Genomic DNA, 19,743 nt, shown 5'->3' on the forward strand with positions numbered 1-19,743 from the left:
CATGACGATCAGCTCCTCTTATTTTTGTCTAAACCGAGATCGTTTCAATCAGTTCCTTCAGCTTGTTCGCCGAACGGTGCAGCAGCGCTTTTTCTTCCTCTGTAATCGGAATGTCCAGCACCTCTCTTACTCCATTGCGATCAACAACGCACGGAACACCCATGTATACATCCGATATGCCGTGGTAGTTTTCAACTAACGTGGATACATTGAGTACAGCCGACTCATTGGACAATATCGCAGTTACAATGCGATCCAGTGCTAACGCAATAGCGTAATAAGTGGCACCTTTCGCTTCTATGATTTCGTAGGCTGCATCTCTCGTATGCGTAAAGATGTCTGACTTTTCTTCCTCGCTAAGCGAGATGGACGAACCAGCTACGTTTGCCAAGCTCCATAATGGAAGCTCGGAATCCCCATGCTCCCCAATGATATGGGCATGTACGCTGCGCGGGTCAAGCTGCAATCGCTCGCCGATCAGGTAGCGGAAACGAGCACTATCGAGCAATGTGCCTGAACCGATTACACGGTGAGTTGGCCAGCCCGACTTTTTCTGGCAGAAGTAACTCATAATATCTACCGGATTCGTCGCGATTAATAGAATGCCGTCATCATTGTATTTCAATACTTCGGATACGATGCTTTCATAGATGGCAATGTTGCGCTTTAATAGATTCAGCCTTGGCTCCCCAGGCTTCTGAGCTGCTCCAGCTGTAATGATGACGATATCCGCATCCTTGCAGTCCTCATAAGTGCCTGCCCATACTTTAGTCTGACCAAGGAATGGCATCCCGTGATTCATATCAAGCGCATCCCCAACTGCTTTGCCTGCATTCGCATCTATTAACACAAGCTCATCCATCCGGCTGCGAAGCAGCAGCGTATAGGCTGTTGTGGATCCTACTGCTCCTACACCAATAACGACAACTTTTGATTTTTTCATTGTTATTCCACCTCTTCAAATGGTTTGTTTACGAAATAATACATAACGCCCATAAGGACGGARCCACCGATTAAATTACCTAGTGTTACAGGTACAAGATTATGAATCATGCCTTCGAGTGAAATGGTTCCCGGATGATTCAGCACAAGCGCAATGGCAAAGGTGCAAAGATTAGCGATGCTGTGCTCGTAGCCTGAAATAAAGAAGCAGAATACGAATAGCATCATAGCGAACAATTTCGGCCCATCTCCGCGCAGTGACATCGGAACAAAAAACGCTAAGCAGACCAGCCAGTTACACAATACACCTCGGAAAAACAATTCCCATACCGGAGCGTGAAGCTTCTTCTCTACGACACTGAGTAAAAATCCATTAACGGATGCATCGCTGAACAATCCGGTTGCCCATATGAGAAGGGCGAAAGCAACTGCACCTAGAAAGTTGCCTGCGTAGCTTGCACACCATAGCTTTACAACGTTTAGCCAGCGCATTTTGCCCCTAAGAGCTGCAAAGGTGAAATAGAAGGTGTTTCCTGTAAAAAGATCTCCTCCGCCATATGCGATTAGAATGATTGCTGCACCAAACGTTATCGCCGCCATTGGATAGGTTAGCGGACTATGTGACTCATAGAAAAAACTGCCTGTCTTAAACGCTACGATTACGCCAAATCCGATAAACATACTCGCTAACATGGCTCGCAATATATATCTCAGCTTGCTTGTCAGAAACACCTTTTGCTTCTTCAAAGCAAGCTGTTCAACCCTTCTCAAAGGAGCATGCTCCATATGAAATCCTCCTAATGTGTGGTGTTAATCGTTTATGCTGTGCTCGCTTTCGTTTGCTACACCTTTAGTTTAGGGGATTCTCTTCCATTTGTATGTCGGGGAACTCCCTGAACTATAGCTAAGGGTTTCTAAGCGAAAGCTGATTAGCAAATAGGGAGGTTCCCCGATGTGGCCTCCATGATCATTCTTTTATAATAGAAATAAGTGATCGGCAAATGAGAGGATGGCGGTAAACAAAGTGGACATACAGGCATCTTTAAATGAGGATAACAAGGAGAATACAGAAAACGGAGCACCGCATGATAAAGACAAGGCAGCTGGTCATCGTCATAACGGCAAATGCTGCAATTGCTCAAAAAGCTCATGCCAGGACAAAACTGAAGCAGAATCGCCTCTTGATAAGTAGCAAATAAGCGCCAACACGCAAAAAAGGAGCAGCTCCTTAAGGTTTATGACCTATTGGAGCTGCTCCTTTTTTGTTGTCCTGCTATGCCATGTGGTTATTCCACAACCATTTTAATTTCTTCATACTTCTCGTCAAAAGAAATGCGAAGCGTCTTATTATCCAAATACCACAGATTATCATCTTCTATAAAATAGGTAATACCTTCTACGACATCACGAAGTCCCGCTGTCTTGGGCTCATCCTTCATAATGCCAAGTGAAAGTCCTGGATGAACGCTGCCGCAGCCGCCCAGGCGAACGTAAATACGAATCGCTTCACCATCGGAAAGACCCATTTCTTTTTTGTACCAGCGAGCTGCTGGTTGTTCCACTATTAAATTCATCTCGGTCAGCTCCTTCCGCTACATGCTCTACTCCATCATCACGAAATCGCTTAGCGGTGTCAACCCTTACGTACCAAACCATCATCAAAAAAGCGCCCATCTTCATATAAGAAGGAAAGGGTTATATAATCCCATACTTTTTGAGCGAAAACTCAATTCCGTCCTCGCTCGACTTTTTGGTAACAAAATCAGCAGCTTGGTGCGTAATCGTTCCATCTACATCGAAAAAACAATTTTGTAATCCATAAGCATCTCTTACTTGCTTTACTTTACCTTTGCAATTGAGATCTAGCAATAAATTACATAATAAAAAGACTGCCCATTCGGCAGTCTCTTATCTAATCTTTCATGTTTATTTTTTTGGCTCCGAACCGCCAGCATCCATCTCCAGCTTGATTTCCTCAGGCAATTTTTTTGAGGCGCTGGGCACTTGTCTCGTTTTTGCATTAACGTCTTCCGAAGAGCAAATAACGATGCTGACCTGCCCTCCTTGCGCATAAGCACGAATGAGTACAGGCTGATCATATTTATTTTGAAACACAAAGTCCGGCCCATACCAGCTTACCGTCGCATCGCGTCCTGGCGGAACATATTTGACATGCCGGCTGTGTGAATAGCGCTCAACAATTTTGAGTCCTGCCCGATCCACTGCATTAAAGAGGGTAGATGAAATTTGACAAATACCACCGCCGACGTCTTCCGAAACCTCTCCCCTCACAATGACTGGAGCACGCAAATACCCTTTTTCCCTTGTCCGCATGCCAACAACCTCATTAAAAGAAAACCGTTCATCCGGGAAAACGACATGGTTATTAATTGCTTTCGCAGCTAATTCAACATTATGAGAACGGTTTTTGTTGCGTGAGTTGTAGTATGTAGCATAGAGTCCAATTTTTTTGGTTTTGATGTTCGAGAGCAGCTCACTGTCTACTTTCGGATAAGTCGTTAGCAGAGGAGCCTCAAGCTTTAATAGTTCCCCTTCATAAATAAAGCTGTAAAACAGCTCCTCGAACGCTTTCCGATTAAGCTTACTTCCTGTCTGCTCGGACATGATTCTCCCCGCTCCATCAAGCGCTGCGTTAATAGGAGGCTTCTGCACTCGTTTATCAAGCTCATCCATAAATTTATCAAGCTTCTCTTGATTAACGAGCGGAATGCCAGTCATCGAATCGCTATACTGTGCACGTTTCATTTCCGAAATCGCATGGCCTTCATGCTCGATAACTAAAGAATCAGAATATGCTCCTTGCTGGAACAAAAACAATATGGCCAGAATCCACGGCAATCCCATTGTCGTTAATCACCCCTATACGGTAGTATCCGTGCTAGTATGAATCATTTTAGGCAGAAGCATGCATACGCGGTGACCACATAATTAACGGGAAATTGGCTGAATATAAAGATAACGACAATTGTGATTGGAGGAGGACAACTTATGACCCGGATCTGGAGAAAAGCAGCTGTTGTTATATTCGTTCTTATATCGCTGTTAACCTTACAAGCCAACGATGCCGCTGCACAGACGTTGATGTTGAAGCCCAAAAAATCAAATGAGCAGCAGCAGCAACATATAATGATTATGACTGTCCGCTCTGGCCAACAATCCTCATTTATGAGCGAGTTGCAAATTGAAAGCCAAGAAATAAATGCCGCTTTGCGTCAATCCAAGCATGTTCCTGAAGCTGAGATAGACTATTACTCCGATATAGACATCGCATTAAAGTCTGCTGAAACGGTACATTATCGCTTGGATCGCTCAGGACAGCTCTGGAACGAAGCAAAAGCAGAAAAAATAATTTTGCCTGACAAGCTAGCTAAGAAGCTGGTTCGGTTAGCCGAAGGTTTGCGGACACAGCATTACGGGAAATTGTTGACATGGCAGCAAGCAACGGAGCTTTTGCCTAAAAAAAGCATGTTTTCCGTGACGGAGCTGGAGACGGGATTAACCTTCCATGTACAACGGCGCGCAGGCAGCGATCATGCAGATGTTCAGCCGTTAACGAAAGAAGATTCCCGTGTTATGAAGCAAATTTATAATGACAAATGGAGCTGGAAAAGAAAGGCCATACTCGTCCACTCCGGCGACACCTGGATCGCTGCTTCTATGAATGGCATGCCGCATGGCGGAGACGGCATTCCGGAGAATGGCTTCTCTGGACACTTTTGCATTCATTTTCTAGGCAGCTCCACCCATAAATCAGATACTCCAGACCCTGCGCACCAAATGATGGTACATAAGGCTGCTGGACAAATCAAACCTTATTTCGAATCTGTTCCGCCGAGCGTTCTGGCTAGAAGCTTCGTTGAAGCGATGTATCATCAAGACCATGAGTTGTTGCTTCCGCTCGCCAAAGAAATGCCAAAGGAAAAGCTCGCTTCCATCTTACATGTTATGGAGTCACTCGTTTCCATACGAGAGCAAATCCCGCCAAAATCCAAAGGTCAGATCCACACCGATGAGCTTGGTGATGCTTTAACGACCGAAATAAGATTGCCTGTATCCATCCATCAGCTGAATAAGCCTCGCCGAAGCAGTGTTTATACCTTTATGTTCAAACGAGAAACCGCTAAGTCCCCATGGCATATTCAAGATATTATTGAATAAAAAAATCCCTATAGCTGCGGAATCCGAATCATTCGGCTTTCCTTCGCTATAGGGATCTGCTCAGTTGACATATTTTATTCGAGCATGCTCATCATCGAATAAATGACTTTTGCTGCTTGTGCTCTTGTACTCCATCCATTTGGCATAAATGTATTACCCGACATGCCGTTCAGAATGCCTGTCGACTGCATTTCCTGAACAGCCTTGGCTGCATAATCGGCAATCTCCTCCTGATCGGTGAAAGCAATTGCGCTTCCACTCACAAGCTTCAAGCCAGCTACCTCAGCTGCACGGTAGGCCATAACGGCCATATCCTGCCGTGAGATAAGCTCGTTGACGCCAAAGGTTCCGTCAGACTTGCCTTTTATTATGCCAAGCTTCTCAGCTGCGGCAATTGAGCTGGCGTACCATGCGCCTGCTTTCACGTCGTTAAAGCTGCTTACTTCTTCACTGTCTTCTAGCTCTAATGCCAGCATCAGCATTTTCACAAATGCTCCTCGTGTCACCTCGCCATTTGGCTGAAAGCTGCCATCTCCATAGCCATTAACAATGCTGCGCGCTGCCAATGCTTCAATCGGATCGATTGCCCATAAAGCTTGATTCTGATCCGTGAATGCAGATGCCGCGTATAGGCTAGAATAATAGCTGAAATGATTCGTTTTGAAGGTGATCATCCCTGTTTTTGCATCATACTTTCCATTGCGAATGATTTCGAATTTGCCATCGTCTGCGATATAATAAACGACCACATTGCCCGGCTTCTCACCTGGCTTAAGCACATAAGGAACACTTATCTCAAGTGCATGCTTGCCGCCCGCGAATTCACTTATTTTCTTATCGCCTACATATAGATTGAAATCATAGACGGTTCCATCGCCAACTTTCTCTCGAATAGCCTCGGAGAGTCCAGAAGTATCCATCCTATCGATTGATAGTTTTAGCGTTTCTGTACCTGCGCCAAGCGCACCCTTAAGTGCTTTGTTCGAAAGGGTTACTTTTGCCGAGCCTGTATCAATTGTTAAAGATAATTCATCCTTCGTATTCCAGCCCGCAAACGCACCGCCACGAATGCTGATCTCTACTGATTTGGCAGAACCTACCGCATTCACCTTAATGGTGAGCGATTTCGCTGCTGCTTCGATCACTTTTTGGAGATCCGCAGCTTCTACCACCGCTGTCGCTTTTCCGTTCACTGTCACTGCTTCAACCGTTACTTGATTGCCAGCAGGTGCTGGAGTTGGCGCTGTTCCACCCGACGATGAATCCGGTGTTGGACTTGGAGTTGGTGTTGGTGTCGGTGTTGGACTTGGTGAAACGACTGGATCTGCAAGCAGGGTAATTTTTTTCTCCCCTTTTACACCCGATCCATCCGCAGCCGTCGCTACGACGGTTACCTTTCCTTCCGCTGTCGCATGAAGCAGGCCATCTGTTCCGATTGCTGCCAGAGCAGTAGGGCTGCCATCCTCATTCACAACTGACCAAACAACACTTTTGTTAGCCGCAGTATCCATATGAACCTCTGCATTCATCTGGAGCGTGCTGCCTACCTTAACAGAATCGGCTTGCCCTGCCGCTGTTACCGTTATCGAGGTAACTAGCACTTGAATATATTGAATATTTGGAGCTGCTGGCATCGCCATTCCGTCTCCTAAATAGAAGCTTGGATGCGGCGGCTGGTTATAAGCAACATTTTGCCAAGCTACTCCTAAACGATAGTTCGGATCATGCATCAGCGTATGAATGCGATATTCAGTTTCATCCACAGTAGAGTAGATTCTAAATTCGCTGCTGTCTTCTGAACGCCACATGATCTCCTCACGCCAGTCGCCGAACAAATCAGCCTGCAAGCTAGAGTTCGCTTTCGTCGAGTTATTTGTAGARGAGCCAACTGCGGTCAATAAATTAACCGTTTTTGCATTCATATAATCCCATTTATCGATGCGATTATAATCCTGCAGCTCGCGCAGCAGATCGCCATCCCACCATACGCCAAAGTTTGTCGAGCTTGGGATGCTCGTCGTTATTTTCTCGCCTTTGGCGCTGTACAATCCTGTAACCGGGATATGCTCGCTACTTACAATATTGGCGCTCCACATCTCTTCACCCAAATATCTTGGATCGAGATCCGCTGACATCCCGCGACCGGTATCTACGCCGGTATGAATCCCCCAAATAATTTCGCCTGTACGCGCATCCTTCAAATCCATCCCGTATGGGGAGTCGCTATGCTCTTGTACAGCGAATATTTCCAGTCCCGGACGTTCAGGGTCAAGGTCGCCAAAGTGCATCGCATCACCGTGACCAAGTCCCGTATTGTAGAGCGGCTTGCCATCGTCATCAATACCCATCGCGCCAAAATGAATTTCGTCTTTGCCGTCGCCGTCCGAATCGCCTATCGATAAATTGTGATTCCCCTGGCCTGCAAAGGAGCCGTTTCCTTCATCGTTAGAGTCAAATACCCACCGCTTCGTCAGCTGACCATTGCGATAGTCATAAGCAGCAAGCACCGTACGTGTGTAATACCCTCTGCTAAAAACTAAGCTCGGCTTCTCGCCGTCAAGATACGCGACCGCTGCTAGAAAACGGTCTACCCGATTGCCGTAAGTATCTCCCCACGCTGCAACATCACCGCGAGGCGGATCATATTCTGTTGTGGCAAGCGCTTTTCCAGTTAAGCCCTCGAATACGGTTAAATATTCATTGCCTAGCAAAACATATCCGGTACTGTTGCGATAATCCTTGCTAGGATCACCGATGGCTTTGCCCGTTCCGTCAATCGTGCCATCTGCTGTCTTGAACGTTACTTCCGCACGTCCATCACCATCCAAGTCATAAACCATAAACTGCGTATAATGCGCTCCTGCTCGAATATTTGGTCCGAGATTAATGCGCCATAGCCGCGTGCCGTCTAGCTTATAAGCATCCATATACACAATGCCCGTATAACCGGCTTGGGAATTGTCTTTGCTGTTGGATGGCGACCATAACATGACAATCTCATATTTACCGTCACCGTCGAGATCCCCAACGCTAGCGTCACCCGCTGAATACGAGTACGGCTGTCCGTCCTTCGTATAATCATCGGCTGGCTTCTGCAGCGGCACTGATTTGTACTGCTTTTGCCAAACGCCGAAGCTGCTTGTCGCCGCCTGCTCAACACCGCTCAGCACCGATCTAATATGGTACGAGGATGTATCTGTACCCACCGTATCCACATAGTTCGTGCTCTTCGTGATTAGCTCATCGTTAAGCTTGACGCCGTCACGATAAACATTGAAGCCGATTGACTCTGGATCAAGTCCTAACATACGCCATCCCAAATAGTTGCCGTTCTCCGTCTTAATGGCGACAGGCGAACGATCCAGATACTCCATTGCACGAACAAGCGTTGTAATTGCCTGCGTCTCCAAAGCACCCGACAGCTCAGAAATGCCGCCCTCATTGACAGAGGCCACTTTATAGTAATAAGGAATCGTCGTCAAAACGGTGTTGTCGGTATAAGCTGCCGTAGATGACTTTCCAATCAACGTATAAGGGCCATTCGCTTCTTTGGCGCGATACACATTGTACATTCTTGCCTGTGGAACGGCATCCCAAGTGAAGCTGATATCGTTTTTGTGAATGGAAGCAAGCGCAAGGCCAGATGGAATCGCTGCTTTCTCCACATTCGGATCAATCATGGACACCTGTAGGAAATTAGATGTCACCGACTCAAATCCGGTATTGTCTATTGCCGACACCGAATATACGTACTCAAGGCCAACATCCGCGCTTGTATCAATAAACGTTGGTTGCGTCGTCACGCTTAGCAGCTCAGCGCTGCTTGCGACAGTAGCCTTGCGATAAACATGATATTTTACAGCATCCGCAACTCCCGTCCATGAAAGCTCCGCCTTAATTGGATTGCTGCTCAAATCAAGATCGTTTAGCTCTAGCTTCGTAGGCGCTAGAAGCAGCGGTGTTATTTCAACTCCATTCAAATGAGCAGTCTGGCCGCTGAGGATCATGTTCAGCTGGCCGTCCTTAACGGCAATCATGTTGAACACCCGTTCAGCAATATTTTCCTTGCCCGATGATACCGTGCCATAATCCTTATTTTCAATATAAATATTCGTTTTCGTTGACCCGATCCAGTCCCCCGTATAGGTTTTGACTGAATAATAACCGTTTGGCAGGTCTACTTTGAATTCATAGCTATTGCCAAAATAAGCAACAAAGTCTCGTCTGAGCGCATCCGTACCCGCTCCGCGGTCGCGATCTATCATACCTGTGCTGTCCGTTATGCCATATCCGCGTTCAGCGGTGTAAATCGTATTGCGAGTAACCTCGGTATAACCGGCCTCAACTACACCGCCAATCGTTCCGAAATCATATTTGTACAATGCCGATTTCGTTTGAATAAAGATGGAATCGGATGGCGCAGACTCTCCTTTGCCATTCACTGCTGTCACATAAACATGATAGCTGTTCCCTTCAACAAGGCCGCCCATATTCAGCGTCGGAAGTGTAGAAGTACCAATCATGGCATACGCGCTATCCGGCTCTGAGGAAAGCTTGCGATAGATTTTGTAAATATCAGCTGTTGCTGTTTTGTCCCATTTGAGCAATGCTCCTGCATTGCTTATGCTTCCAGCGACAAGGCTGGTCGGCTTAGCTGGCACGTTTGCTGGCAATTCAATTTCTTTTACGGATTGAGCCAGAGGCAAATCCAGCTGCTTGATCGCTGCCGAGAGCATACGCGCGAGCTGGATGGCGCCATATTCTTGGAAATGCGTATCATCAGCGGAGCCATTCGGGAATGCTCCGTATACACCAGCTGGCGTATGAAGGAACACGGATAACGTTGCTGCTGGACCGATTGAATCGTAATACGCAATACTCAGCGTGCTCAAATCAACCACGTTAACGTCAAGCTCCTGCCCCACTTCCTTCATCGCTTGCACGTATTCTGGGAAGCTGACGTTAAACTTTCCAGTCTCGGCGTTGAAGCTGCGCCTGCCCATCGGCGTCACAAGAATTGGCGTTGCTCCGCGCTGCTTCGCGCCGTTTACATACGTTTTCAAATAGTTTTTGTAATCAGCTGGAGATGCATAACGATCCGGAACGCTAATCGTTGCATCATTATGACCAAATTGCACGAGGAAATAATCGCCCGGCTTAATAGCTCTCAGCACCTCGTCCAAGCGGCCTTCGGATATAAAGTTTTTGGTGCTACGACCGCCGATCGCATGATTTTTGAAAATAACATTTTCAGAGAAAAAGCTTGGAATCATTTGTCCCCAGCCCGCTTGTGGAAGCCAGTACGGATCGTACGTTTGTACTGTAGAATCACCTGCAAGATAAATAGTAGGCAGCTCGCCTGGTGTACGCTCTGCTTTTTTCGTAATGACGAGCGCGTTGATTTTTGGAGCAGTACCCGCAAACTCGAAGTTCAGCTGCCCGTCTACCAGCGCAATATCAAAGCTCATTTCAAGAAATTGACCTGCTGGCCTAACCGCATTGCCGTCCAGTCGTTTTACCTTTTCCATGTTCTCGACCGTAATTGAAATATCTGTTACGTCATTCAGATCCCCTGCAATAAGAGACACGGTGTAATCTGCATTCGGCAGATCCACAATGAAGGATGTGTCCTTTACGATGCTGAAGTCCGAGCGCAGCGCATCCGCTGTGCCGCGGTCGACGAAGCTTACCTTTGCCGGATCACCGAATCCGTATTTTCGCTCCGCAGAATAAGCAGCAGCAGAGGAAACGGAAACATAACCATCGGCTGCCCAACCTTTTCCAAAATCAAAACGTTTTACATCTCCATCCGGCAAGACAACCGGCGGCACATACACGGTGCTTGCCGCGTAAGCCGAGAAGTCGGACAAGACTTGTCCATTCCGTGCTTTTATTTTGTAATATTGCACGATAGCGGTATTCGCTGTTTGATCGATATACGACGATGCTGCTGATTGGCCAATCTCAGCATACGTCCCATCCACTGCATCCGAACGATATACGACATAGTCCGCCGCTCCAACAGAAGCGCCCCAAGCAAGCCGAGTAGAGGCGGCATTCACTTCGGTAACTGCTAGATTGGTGGGAAAAACAGGAGACTGCGGCATCGGAATCAAGGCAGCCTCGCTAGCTGTACTTAAAGGCGACTGCTGGCCAAAGGCATTGACGGACGAAACATAATACGTATAGCTGTCCCCAACACTTACATTAGCATCGGAATAGCTCGTTTCTTTGATTTGCTCAGCAATTGGCTCACTTGGCTCACTGCCGCCAGTCGTACGGTATACATGGTAGTAAACTGCATCCGTGACAGCTGTCCATTTCATTGAAACTCCGCTTGCGCTTATACTCGTCAGCATGAGTCCTTCTGGCGCAGAAGGAAGTACTTGCTCGATAATAACAGCGTTCAATACACTGAATGTTCCATCGCCTGTCAGTTGAATATTTAGTTGTCCATCTGCGACTGAAGCATTATAAACCTTGCTCTCTACAGCTCTGCGAGAGTTGATAGATTCCCCGGCTACATCCTCAATCGTTACCTTCGTTTTGTAGGTAGAAGTCGTTTGAAGAAGATCACCGGAATAAAGCGTGACCTTATAGTTGCCATTAGGTATGTCCGCTTTGAATACAAAAGGAACATTTGTTCCTCCCAAAACAAAATCATTAATTACGTTATCCGGTGATTCTGCCCCTCGAAAACGAGAAGCAAGATTCATATCCAAACCATAGCCCTTCTCAGGTGTATAAAGCGTCGTTCCAGTAATTCCGATATAACCATCCGCAACAGGACCGCCTGTACTTCCAGCAGGTGCTGGCGCTGAACCAAAATCAAACTTCCACATCTGCGGCTGTGCAGTTTGCGCGGCCTCTGCTTGCTCATTTGTAAATCCAGCAAAAACCGTGCAGAAAACCATAACTACTGCCAACACTAACGACATGCTCCGTTTCAATCGCTTACTCATTCAGCATTTGTTCCCCTTTCATAAATGGGCTAAAATAAGCTGTAAACGTTTCTAGCAATCATGCAAAATTTTTGGCAAGAAATATTTACCTCTTAATAGTACTCTTATAAAGAATGCGCTTTCATTAGAAAAAACCATAATGATTGTTCAAATATCCGTGTATTTAGGCAGCTTTTGCAAAAACGACAGACTTCGGCGGCGGCATACAGGGTTGTTGATTAGTGAAGGCGACTGTAAGCAAGTCGGTGTTCTAAAAGCCTTAAAGTTATGTTAGTTTGGTAGCTGTAGGTACATATATGCGCTTATAGAGTTAGGTGGGCCGTTGGAGTGGGGATTTATGGTGGCTGTAAGCACGTATATGTTCTTAGAGCCTTGAAGTATCATGAGTTTGGCGGCTGTAAGCACATATATGTGCTTATGGAGTAAAACCAGCGTTGAAATAGTGATCTAAATTGGCTGTTAGCACGTATATGTTCTTAGAGCCTTGAAGTATCATGAGTTTGGTGGTTATAAGCACATAGATGTGCTTATGGAGTCAATTCGCAGTCGGAGAGGGACTTTTGGCGGCTGTAAGGTTGCTTACAACAAGCTAGTGTTCTGATTTGTACATGCAATTGGAAAACATGATATAATTATGTGTGCATTTACCTTGCAAGCAATATGATCATTTAAAATAGACTTTGTGACGTTGGAGAGGGGGATATTGATGTTTGCGAAGCGCCTTAAACAGCTGCGTAAATCGAGGAAATTAACGATGCAAGAAGTTGCTGATTATTTAGGAGTTGCGAAAAGCACCTATGCAGGCTATGAATCCGGCTATCGACAGCCGACTCTTGAATCCATTCAAACTATTTCACGCAAGCTGCGCACTTCCGCTGATTATCTTCTTGGGCTTACTGATTATCCTGAGCCGCCAATCGAGCTCAATCATAATGCGAAGGAATATTTGAATTATGAACAGCTGCACTGGGATGGGGTTCCTTTGGAAAAGGACGATCTGGATTTAATTCGCAACTTGCTCGAACGTGTACTCCGTGATCGCACCTTGCCAAAGGATGGATGATCTATTCACTATATCTATATTTGATTAAAATAAGGAACTCCAAACGTTCTTAGCTTCAACCGCCCATCAATTGCAGCAGCTTCGCCTCGAATTGCCCTTGAAGCTGCAGCATGAGATCGCTGAACGTTTGCTCCCACTTATCCGTAATTTCTGCCTCCACATTATCCTTTTCTGCTTGTGCAATAATTCCCTGCATTTTCGTACTGCATGTCGCTTCCACCTTCGAAAGCCCATCCATCCATTTCTGGCTTAACTCCTGAAACGCGTAAGGATCAGACATATCCAATTGTGCAACACTTGTTTCCGCCCCTGCCAATACATCATTCATATCCTGCGTACACTTAGCTTGAATCTGAACAATCTGCTGCTCATACTTTTCTGTTGACGTAATTGGAGCTTCCGTTTCCGGCACATTTGGCTGATCAGGCGAAGGCGTTGGCTTTGGTTTTGTCGTTGGCGTTGACGTTGAACCATCATTCGGCTTCGTCTCCGTCCCTTTGTTCGGTTTAGTTGTACTTGATGGCTTCGTCGTCTGAACGGGATTTTCATTTTCCCCAGCCGGCTTATCCGCCTCTTTCTCCGGCAGTACAGCTTCCCCTCCACTTCCAGCAGGCTTACCTGCCACCTGTTCCACTGGTTTGCCGGTTTTGTCAGTCGTTGGCGGTACGCCATCTACAGTTGGACTCGTTTTCTCAGGCGCTGTCCCATACAGTTCTTCCTCACTCAGCTGTGCTTGCTCGTTTAATGCTGCGCCATTCGCATTCACAATAAGTGATTGTTGTGAGGATTCATTCCAATAGAGACCGCCCCACACAAATAATAGAATAAGCGTTAATGAGCCTAAAATAATATTAATCGTATCCGGCTTTTGAAGCCGCGGACGCCGTTTCTTCCTTGCATGATGCTTGCTCATATTATGCTCATACCACCTTCCGTTTTGAATAGAAAGAAGCCAGTCTCCTTTCTCTTAGACGAGAAGGAAGACTGGCTGCTTTTTGTTAAGATCGCATGATTTCCGTAATAATGGTAGTAAGCAATTTGTTGACCTTGCTTTTCGTTTCGTTTATCGCCTTATTTTTCAGCGCATTCGTTGTTTTTACTTTATTGATCTCATCAACAGCTACATTTCTAGCCTGTACAACATCCATGATCAGTTGTGCCTTCTGCTCATCGTTAGTCGCTGCTTTCAGCTTTTTCTTAACCTCGTTCAGCTTGCTATCCAATTCTTCAGCTATTCTCTTAAACTCTGCCTTAGGATCAATTTCGACATCTTCATTAACGAGCGTCACCTCTTGCTGGAAAATCACTTTAGCAGAGCCGCCGTATGGATTCACTAACGTCGCTTGAATAACAGCCGTACCATTAGCAACCTTTTTCGGAATCGTTACTTTCCCTCGCGAATCGACTGTGACATCTTTGCTTCCCGATACTTTCTTCCATTTCAAGAACGAGGATGGCAAAACAGTGCCAAGCAGCTTCAAGCTGTATTCATGCTGCCTTCCGCTAGCCGTAATCTTCACCGCCGAAATAACTTCTGAACGGATATAAGCAACTGTTAATGCGTTAAGGGCCCGCTCATCATATTTAAGCTTTAGTTGGAATTTAAAAACAGATAGTCGTACATCAGCCGATTTAACACCTAAGTTGTTCAGCGCCTCGCTTAATGCATAATCATCCTTTTTGGATAAAATTTCACCCATGGCTTCCATAATAACCGCATTTATTTTTTCCTTGTTGCCGAGCAGCTGAGCGATCTCCTGCGGCTTCATATCCGAGATAATTTTGCGAACGGTCCCTTCAACACCAAGGCGGTCAGCTCCATCACCGAACAACAGAACGAGGAAATCATCCATGCTGAGGCTTGTTACCCCGCCYGCAGCGGCAATCGTCTTCAGTGCAGCACGGAATTCTGGATTCGTTCGAATCGCTTCAAGTCCCTTCGCTTCTGGATCATATTGCAGGGAGCCTACAGACTGAATGATCTGGAACACAGTCTTCTTCAGCTCCGCTTGATTAACCGATGCGGGAAGCTTAGGAGCAATCTTGACCCAGACAGGATCAATAAGGGATTGATCCTTGGCAAAATCAAGCTTGGCGATCTCATCGCGCAAATTGCGTACATCCTGCACATCCGAAGGATCTCCAGCAAGCAGTGCCGCGTGAAGCTTATTCATTCTCTCAAGGAATTCTTCTGCTGGGAAGTGTTCTCCCTCTCCATTTGTAGCTGTTAACGTAACCTCTTTCTCAAAAATAACTTTAGCTTGTCCACCATATGGGTTAATCAACGTCGCTTGAACAACCGCCGATCCGCTGGCAACGCCTCGCGGAAGCGTAACCGTACCGCCAGTAGATACTTTCACATCTTTGCTTCCAGATACTTTGCTCCACCGCAGCGCAAGCGGCGGAACATCCACGCCGAACACCTTCAAGCTGAATTTTTGCTCACGGCCGTCTTCACTGATTTTAACAGCCTCGACAGCTTCGGAGCGCATATGAGCGATAATTAGCGCTTGAATTGCTGGCTCATCCATCTTCAATCGAGCTTGGAAGTTAAGCATGGTTGCAGCAGACTCCTCCGCCGTTACACCCAACTGGCTTAAAACGGAGCTGAACTTATAATTGCCGGTTTCACTTAGCAGCTCCTCTGTCTTCTGGAGCAGCAGTGTGGAAATCGCTTGCTTATCTCCAATCAACTGCAGCAGCTGAGTCGGTGACAGGCTGGCAAGCTTCTGCCTTATAGCACCATCTACACCTGGAATAACACCACCATCGCCAAATAAAAACATGAGAATATCGTCTATTACAAAGCTAGTTTCGCCGCCTCCGGCTGCTCCAAGCTCAGCTAACACAGCACGATATTCTGGATTTTTGCGAATCTCCTCTAAACTTGCAGCCTGCGGGTCATATGGAATCAAGCTAATTTCCTTAACCATATTGAATAAAACAGCCTTCAGCTTTGCTTGGTCTGCTTCTGCGGGCAGCTTAGCCGTAATCTTCTTCCAAATCGGATCAATTAAATTGTGATCCTTAGCAAAGTCCAGCCCGGCAAGCTCATCACGCAAATTGCGAACAGCCCCAATATCTGCTGGATCTCCTGCTGCTAGAGCAGAATGCAGCTTATTCATCCGCGCAAGGAATGACTCTACAGGAAATTCGGTCTCATGCGAAATTGCAGCGTTTAAGGTTACCTCTTGCTCAAATATGACTTTCGCCGAGCCACCGTATGGATTAATAAGCTTAGCCTGAATAACAGCTGTGCCGGTTTTCGCAGCATCCGGTATAGTTACGACACCCGTAGGCAATACCTTTACATTAGAATCGCCGGATACCTTTGACCATTGCAGCACTTGTGGGAAAAGATATACGCCGAACACATTTAAACTATACGAATGCACACGACCGGTGTAGTCTATTTTCACGCTTGACTTCACGCTTGATCGAATATACGCCACAGTCATCGCGCTGATCGCAGGCTCGTCCTTCTGAAGCTTCACCTGGAAGTTTTGTACGGTCGCTCTTACATCCTGCGGCGTCACGCCTAAATTTTTCAAAATAGAGCTGAACTTGTACTCCTTTGTCTCACCCATCAGCTTCTCCATCGCTTGAAGAAGAACCGTTACAATGCCCTGCTTATTGCCAAGCAGCAAAATCAGCTCCTCCGGAGACTTCTCCGCGATCAGGCTGCCAATCGTTCCTTCCACGCCTTTACGGTTGCTGCCATCGCCAAACATAAAGACAAGAAAGTCTTCTAATCGGATGTTCTCGTCACCGCCGGCAGCTGCAATCGTCTTTAACGTTGCACGAAACTCTGGATTCGTGCGAATAGCCTCCAAATCAGAGGCTTCAGGGTCGTAACGGAAGGAGCCTACAGCCTTGATCAACCGGAACAGGCTCGCTTTAAGTTCTGCTTTATCGGCAGACTCAGGAAGCTTCTCGCTAATTTTGGTCCAAATCGGATCGATCAGCTGCTGATTTGTTGCTTCATCCAAACCGGCAATTTCATCTCGCAAATTTTTAACCTCTTGCATGTCCTTCTTGTCCCCAGCTGCTAGTGCTGCATATAGAGCCTGCATACGCTCCAAAAACACGCTTGAAGGCAGCGCAGCTTCTGCGGCACTCGCCGCTTGAACAAATCCCAGCTTCTCGGTCAGCCCTTTCTGGCTGAGCGGCAATCCGCCTAGCGATGCTGTAAGCATAGAGATCGCCAGCGCAGATAAGGTTACTTTTTTTCGAAACGTCATTTCATTCACCTCTGGTCATTAGTTTGGTTTAAAATTGTAATACAGGTATTTGCTGCTTTACGCCTTGATTAAGGCTAGGGCGGCCTACGGAGTAATAAACAAATTCAGTACCAACCAAATGCTCCTCTTCGAAAACATTGCGGCCGTCAATCAGAATCGGACTCTTTAATACTTGTTGAAGCAGTCCAAGGTCAACATGCGAGAACTCCTCCCACTCTGTCAGCAAGCAAAGCGCATCCGCATCTTTTGCCGCTTCCATCGCGTCCTCGCACCATTCAACACCGCTAATTTCATATAAAGTGCGGAAGTTGTCAGTCGCAATAGGGTCATAAGCCTTGACCTTAACGCCGTTGTCCACCAAATGTTGAATAATTTCCGATGCTGGCGAATCGCGCACATCATCGGTATTCGGCTTGAATGCAAGCCCCCATACTGCAATCGTCTTGCCTGAAAGCTCACCTTGAAATATCGTCTCCAGCTTGCGAATGACGTTAAAGCGTTGATCCTGATTGACCTCTACTACCGAGCGCAGCAGCTTGAACTCATAATCAACATGTCCGGCAATTTGAATTAAGGCGCTTGTATCTTTAGGAAAACAAGAGCCCCCGTAGCCGATTCCCGCTTTTAGGAATGATGGGCCAATTCGCTTGTCATAACCCATTCCTTCAGCTACCTTCGTTACATCTGCGCCTACCTTCTCGCAAATATTAGCGATCTCATTGATAAATGATATTTTGGTAGCTAGAAATGCATTGGACGCATATTTAATCATTTCAGCGCTGCGAATATCCGTAATGACGATTTGTTCCGTTAAGGGAATATGAAGCAGCTTCATAATTTCTGCTGCGCTTTGTGAGCTGGCTCCAATAATAATGCGATCGGGATGCAGCGTATCTTGTATCGCCGAGCCCTCGCGCAAAAACTCTGGCAGCGAGATACTGTCAAACAACTCACTCGTGTGGGAGGCGATGACGGTTGCTAGACGTTCATTCGTTCCAACGGGTACAGTGCTTTTTACCGCTATGATTTTATAACCGTTCATCGCCTTAGCAATCTCTATGGCTGCTTGGTCAATGTAAGATAGATTAGCCTCGCCATTTGGCAGCGGCGGTGTTCCTACCGCCAAAATGATAATGTCCGATTGCTGTACCGCGCTTCGCAAATCAGTCGTGAAGGTCAGCATTCCTGCTGCTCGGTTCGACGCTGCGAGCTCCTTGAGGCCTGGCTCATAGATCGGAATGCCGCCAGCGTTTAGTGTCTCAATTTTGCGCGGGTCCTTGTCTACGCAAATGACGCGATTGCCAAGCTCCGCATAACAAATGCCCGAGACGAGCCCCACATAGCCAGTTCCAATAACCGTGATGTTCATGCTATTCGCTCCTTCATTGAATGATTTATTTATACGGTGCATATTTGCATAATCTCATTCCAATCGAAGGCAAGCCGGACGATGTCCTCTTCTATAAGCTCCGTCCCTGTCTGAATTTCGATAATGTCCATTTCTGTTTCTGCGCGCAGACTATGAAGGCTTTCTTTCGATATCGTTAGCACATCGCCTGATTTCACTTCAAAGCTTCGACCATTCAGCACCATGACGCCATGTCCGGCAACAATCGTCCATACCTCGTCTCTCAGCAGATGATATTGATAGCTTAAGTTACGTCCTGGCGCAACGCATATTCGTTTAGTCAGCACTTCCTTGCCGTCGGGATATTTCAAATAATCAAGCACACGATAGCGGCCCCAACGACGCTCCTCATACATCGGACGCTGGTCGGAATGCTTCATGACCTCCTTGATCATAGGACTAGCCGCTTTATCCGACACCAAAATTCCGTCCGGACTCGCCGCTACAATGACATTCGATACATTCAGCAGCGTAATCGGGATGTCGAGCTCATTAATGACATGCGTGTTCGTTGAATCTCCCGAAATAATCCCTTTTCCAATAAGCGGCGTTTCAATTTCCTCGGTCAAGGTGTTCCAAGTTCCAAGGTCTTTCCAATCGCCCTCATATGGCAATGCCACGATATGATTGGACTTTTCTACGATTTCATAGTCAAAGCTGTTTTTCGGCATCTTCCCGTATTGCTTCAGCATCTCGTCGTATTGAATCGGCAGTTCATTAGCAATCAGAATGTTAATGAGAAAATCAAGCTTGAATGCAAAAACCCCGCAGTTCCAAAGTGCAGCCTGCTCAATCATGGCTGCCGCTTCTTCTTCGCGGGGTTTTTCTCTAAAGCTGTTTACATTGACATAATTGTTCGCCTCAGCTGCAAGCTCAGGAACGATATAGCCGTATTTTTCCGAAGGATATGTTGGCTTCACGCCCATAAGCGCTAAATCTGCTCCCGAT

Annotated in this window: 12 protein-coding genes; 3 read left to right on the plus strand and 9 right to left on the minus strand. The window is 46.5% G+C overall.

Annotation, left to right across the window (positions count from 1 at the left end; translation table 11 throughout):
• Positions 1-28: 28 nt before the first annotated feature.
• Entirely contained in the window at positions 29-943 is a 915-nt protein-coding gene (locus AC1DSE_RS13485) for an L-lactate dehydrogenase (RefSeq protein ID WP_430059526.1), read from the minus strand.
• A 2-nt stretch (positions 944-945) separates the two neighbouring features.
• Positions 946-1,728, minus strand: a complete 783-nt coding sequence (locus AC1DSE_RS13490) for a formate/nitrite transporter family protein (RefSeq protein ID WP_076269082.1) — start codon at positions 1,726-1,728, stop codon at positions 946-948.
• Positions 1,729-1,966: 238 nt separating this feature from the next.
• Between AC1DSE_RS13490 and AC1DSE_RS13495 the strand changes: the two genes are divergently transcribed.
• Entirely contained in the window at positions 1,967-2,134 is a 168-nt protein-coding gene (locus AC1DSE_RS13495) for a hypothetical protein (RefSeq protein WP_477510685.1), read from the plus strand.
• Between the two features lie 94 nt (positions 2,135-2,228).
• Here the strand turns inward: AC1DSE_RS13495 and AC1DSE_RS13500 are convergent, their stop codons facing one another.
• Positions 2,229-2,516: a HesB/YadR/YfhF family protein gene (locus tag AC1DSE_RS13500; protein WP_076269083.1), complete on the minus strand. Its 288-nt coding sequence runs from the start codon at positions 2,514-2,516 to the stop codon at positions 2,229-2,231.
• Positions 2,517-2,868: 352 nt separating this feature from the next.
• Positions 2,869-3,807: a VanW family protein gene (locus tag AC1DSE_RS13505; protein WP_477510686.1), complete on the minus strand. Its 939-nt coding sequence runs from the start codon at positions 3,805-3,807 to the stop codon at positions 2,869-2,871.
• Positions 3,808-3,951: 144 nt separating this feature from the next.
• Between AC1DSE_RS13505 and AC1DSE_RS13510 the strand changes: the two genes are divergently transcribed.
• Positions 3,952-5,121: a hypothetical protein gene (locus AC1DSE_RS13510; protein ID WP_477510687.1), complete on the plus strand. Its 1,170-nt coding sequence runs from the start codon at positions 3,952-3,954 to the stop codon at positions 5,119-5,121.
• 74 nt (positions 5,122-5,195) lie between these two features.
• Here the strand turns inward: AC1DSE_RS13510 and AC1DSE_RS13515 are convergent, their stop codons facing one another.
• Positions 5,196-12,083, minus strand: a complete 6,888-nt coding sequence (locus tag AC1DSE_RS13515; protein WP_477510688.1) for a rhamnogalacturonan lyase family protein — start codon at positions 12,081-12,083, stop codon at positions 5,196-5,198.
• Positions 12,084-12,789: 706 nt separating this feature from the next.
• Between AC1DSE_RS13515 and AC1DSE_RS13520 the strand changes: the two genes are divergently transcribed.
• Positions 12,790-13,146, plus strand: a complete 357-nt coding sequence (locus tag AC1DSE_RS13520; protein ID WP_477510689.1) for a helix-turn-helix domain-containing protein — start codon at positions 12,790-12,792, stop codon at positions 13,144-13,146.
• A gap of 55 nt (positions 13,147-13,201) precedes the next feature.
• On the opposite strand, the gene AC1DSE_RS13525 is transcribed toward AC1DSE_RS13520, so the two are convergent.
• The 4 genes from AC1DSE_RS13525 to AC1DSE_RS13540 all read right to left on the minus strand — a co-directional run.
• Positions 13,202-14,059: a hypothetical protein gene (locus AC1DSE_RS13525; RefSeq protein WP_477510690.1), complete on the minus strand. Its 858-nt coding sequence runs from the start codon at positions 14,057-14,059 to the stop codon at positions 13,202-13,204.
• Positions 14,060-14,144: 85 nt separating this feature from the next.
• Positions 14,145-17,387, minus strand: a complete 3,243-nt coding sequence (locus tag AC1DSE_RS13530; RefSeq protein ID WP_477510691.1) for a hypothetical protein — start codon at positions 17,385-17,387, stop codon at positions 14,145-14,147.
• Between the two features lie 28 nt (positions 17,388-17,415).
• A complete protein-coding gene (locus AC1DSE_RS13535; RefSeq protein ID WP_076269089.1) occupies positions 17,416-18,756 on the minus strand; it encodes a UDP-glucose dehydrogenase family protein in 1,341 nt (446 codons plus the stop codon).
• Positions 18,757-18,785: 29 nt separating this feature from the next.
• Positions 18,786-19,743, minus strand: a 958-nt coding sequence (locus tag AC1DSE_RS13540) for a sugar phosphate nucleotidyltransferase (RefSeq protein WP_477527782.1), incomplete at its 5' end; no start/stop codon positions are given.

It is taken from the genome of Paenibacillus sp. 01L418 (assembly GCF_056400045.1).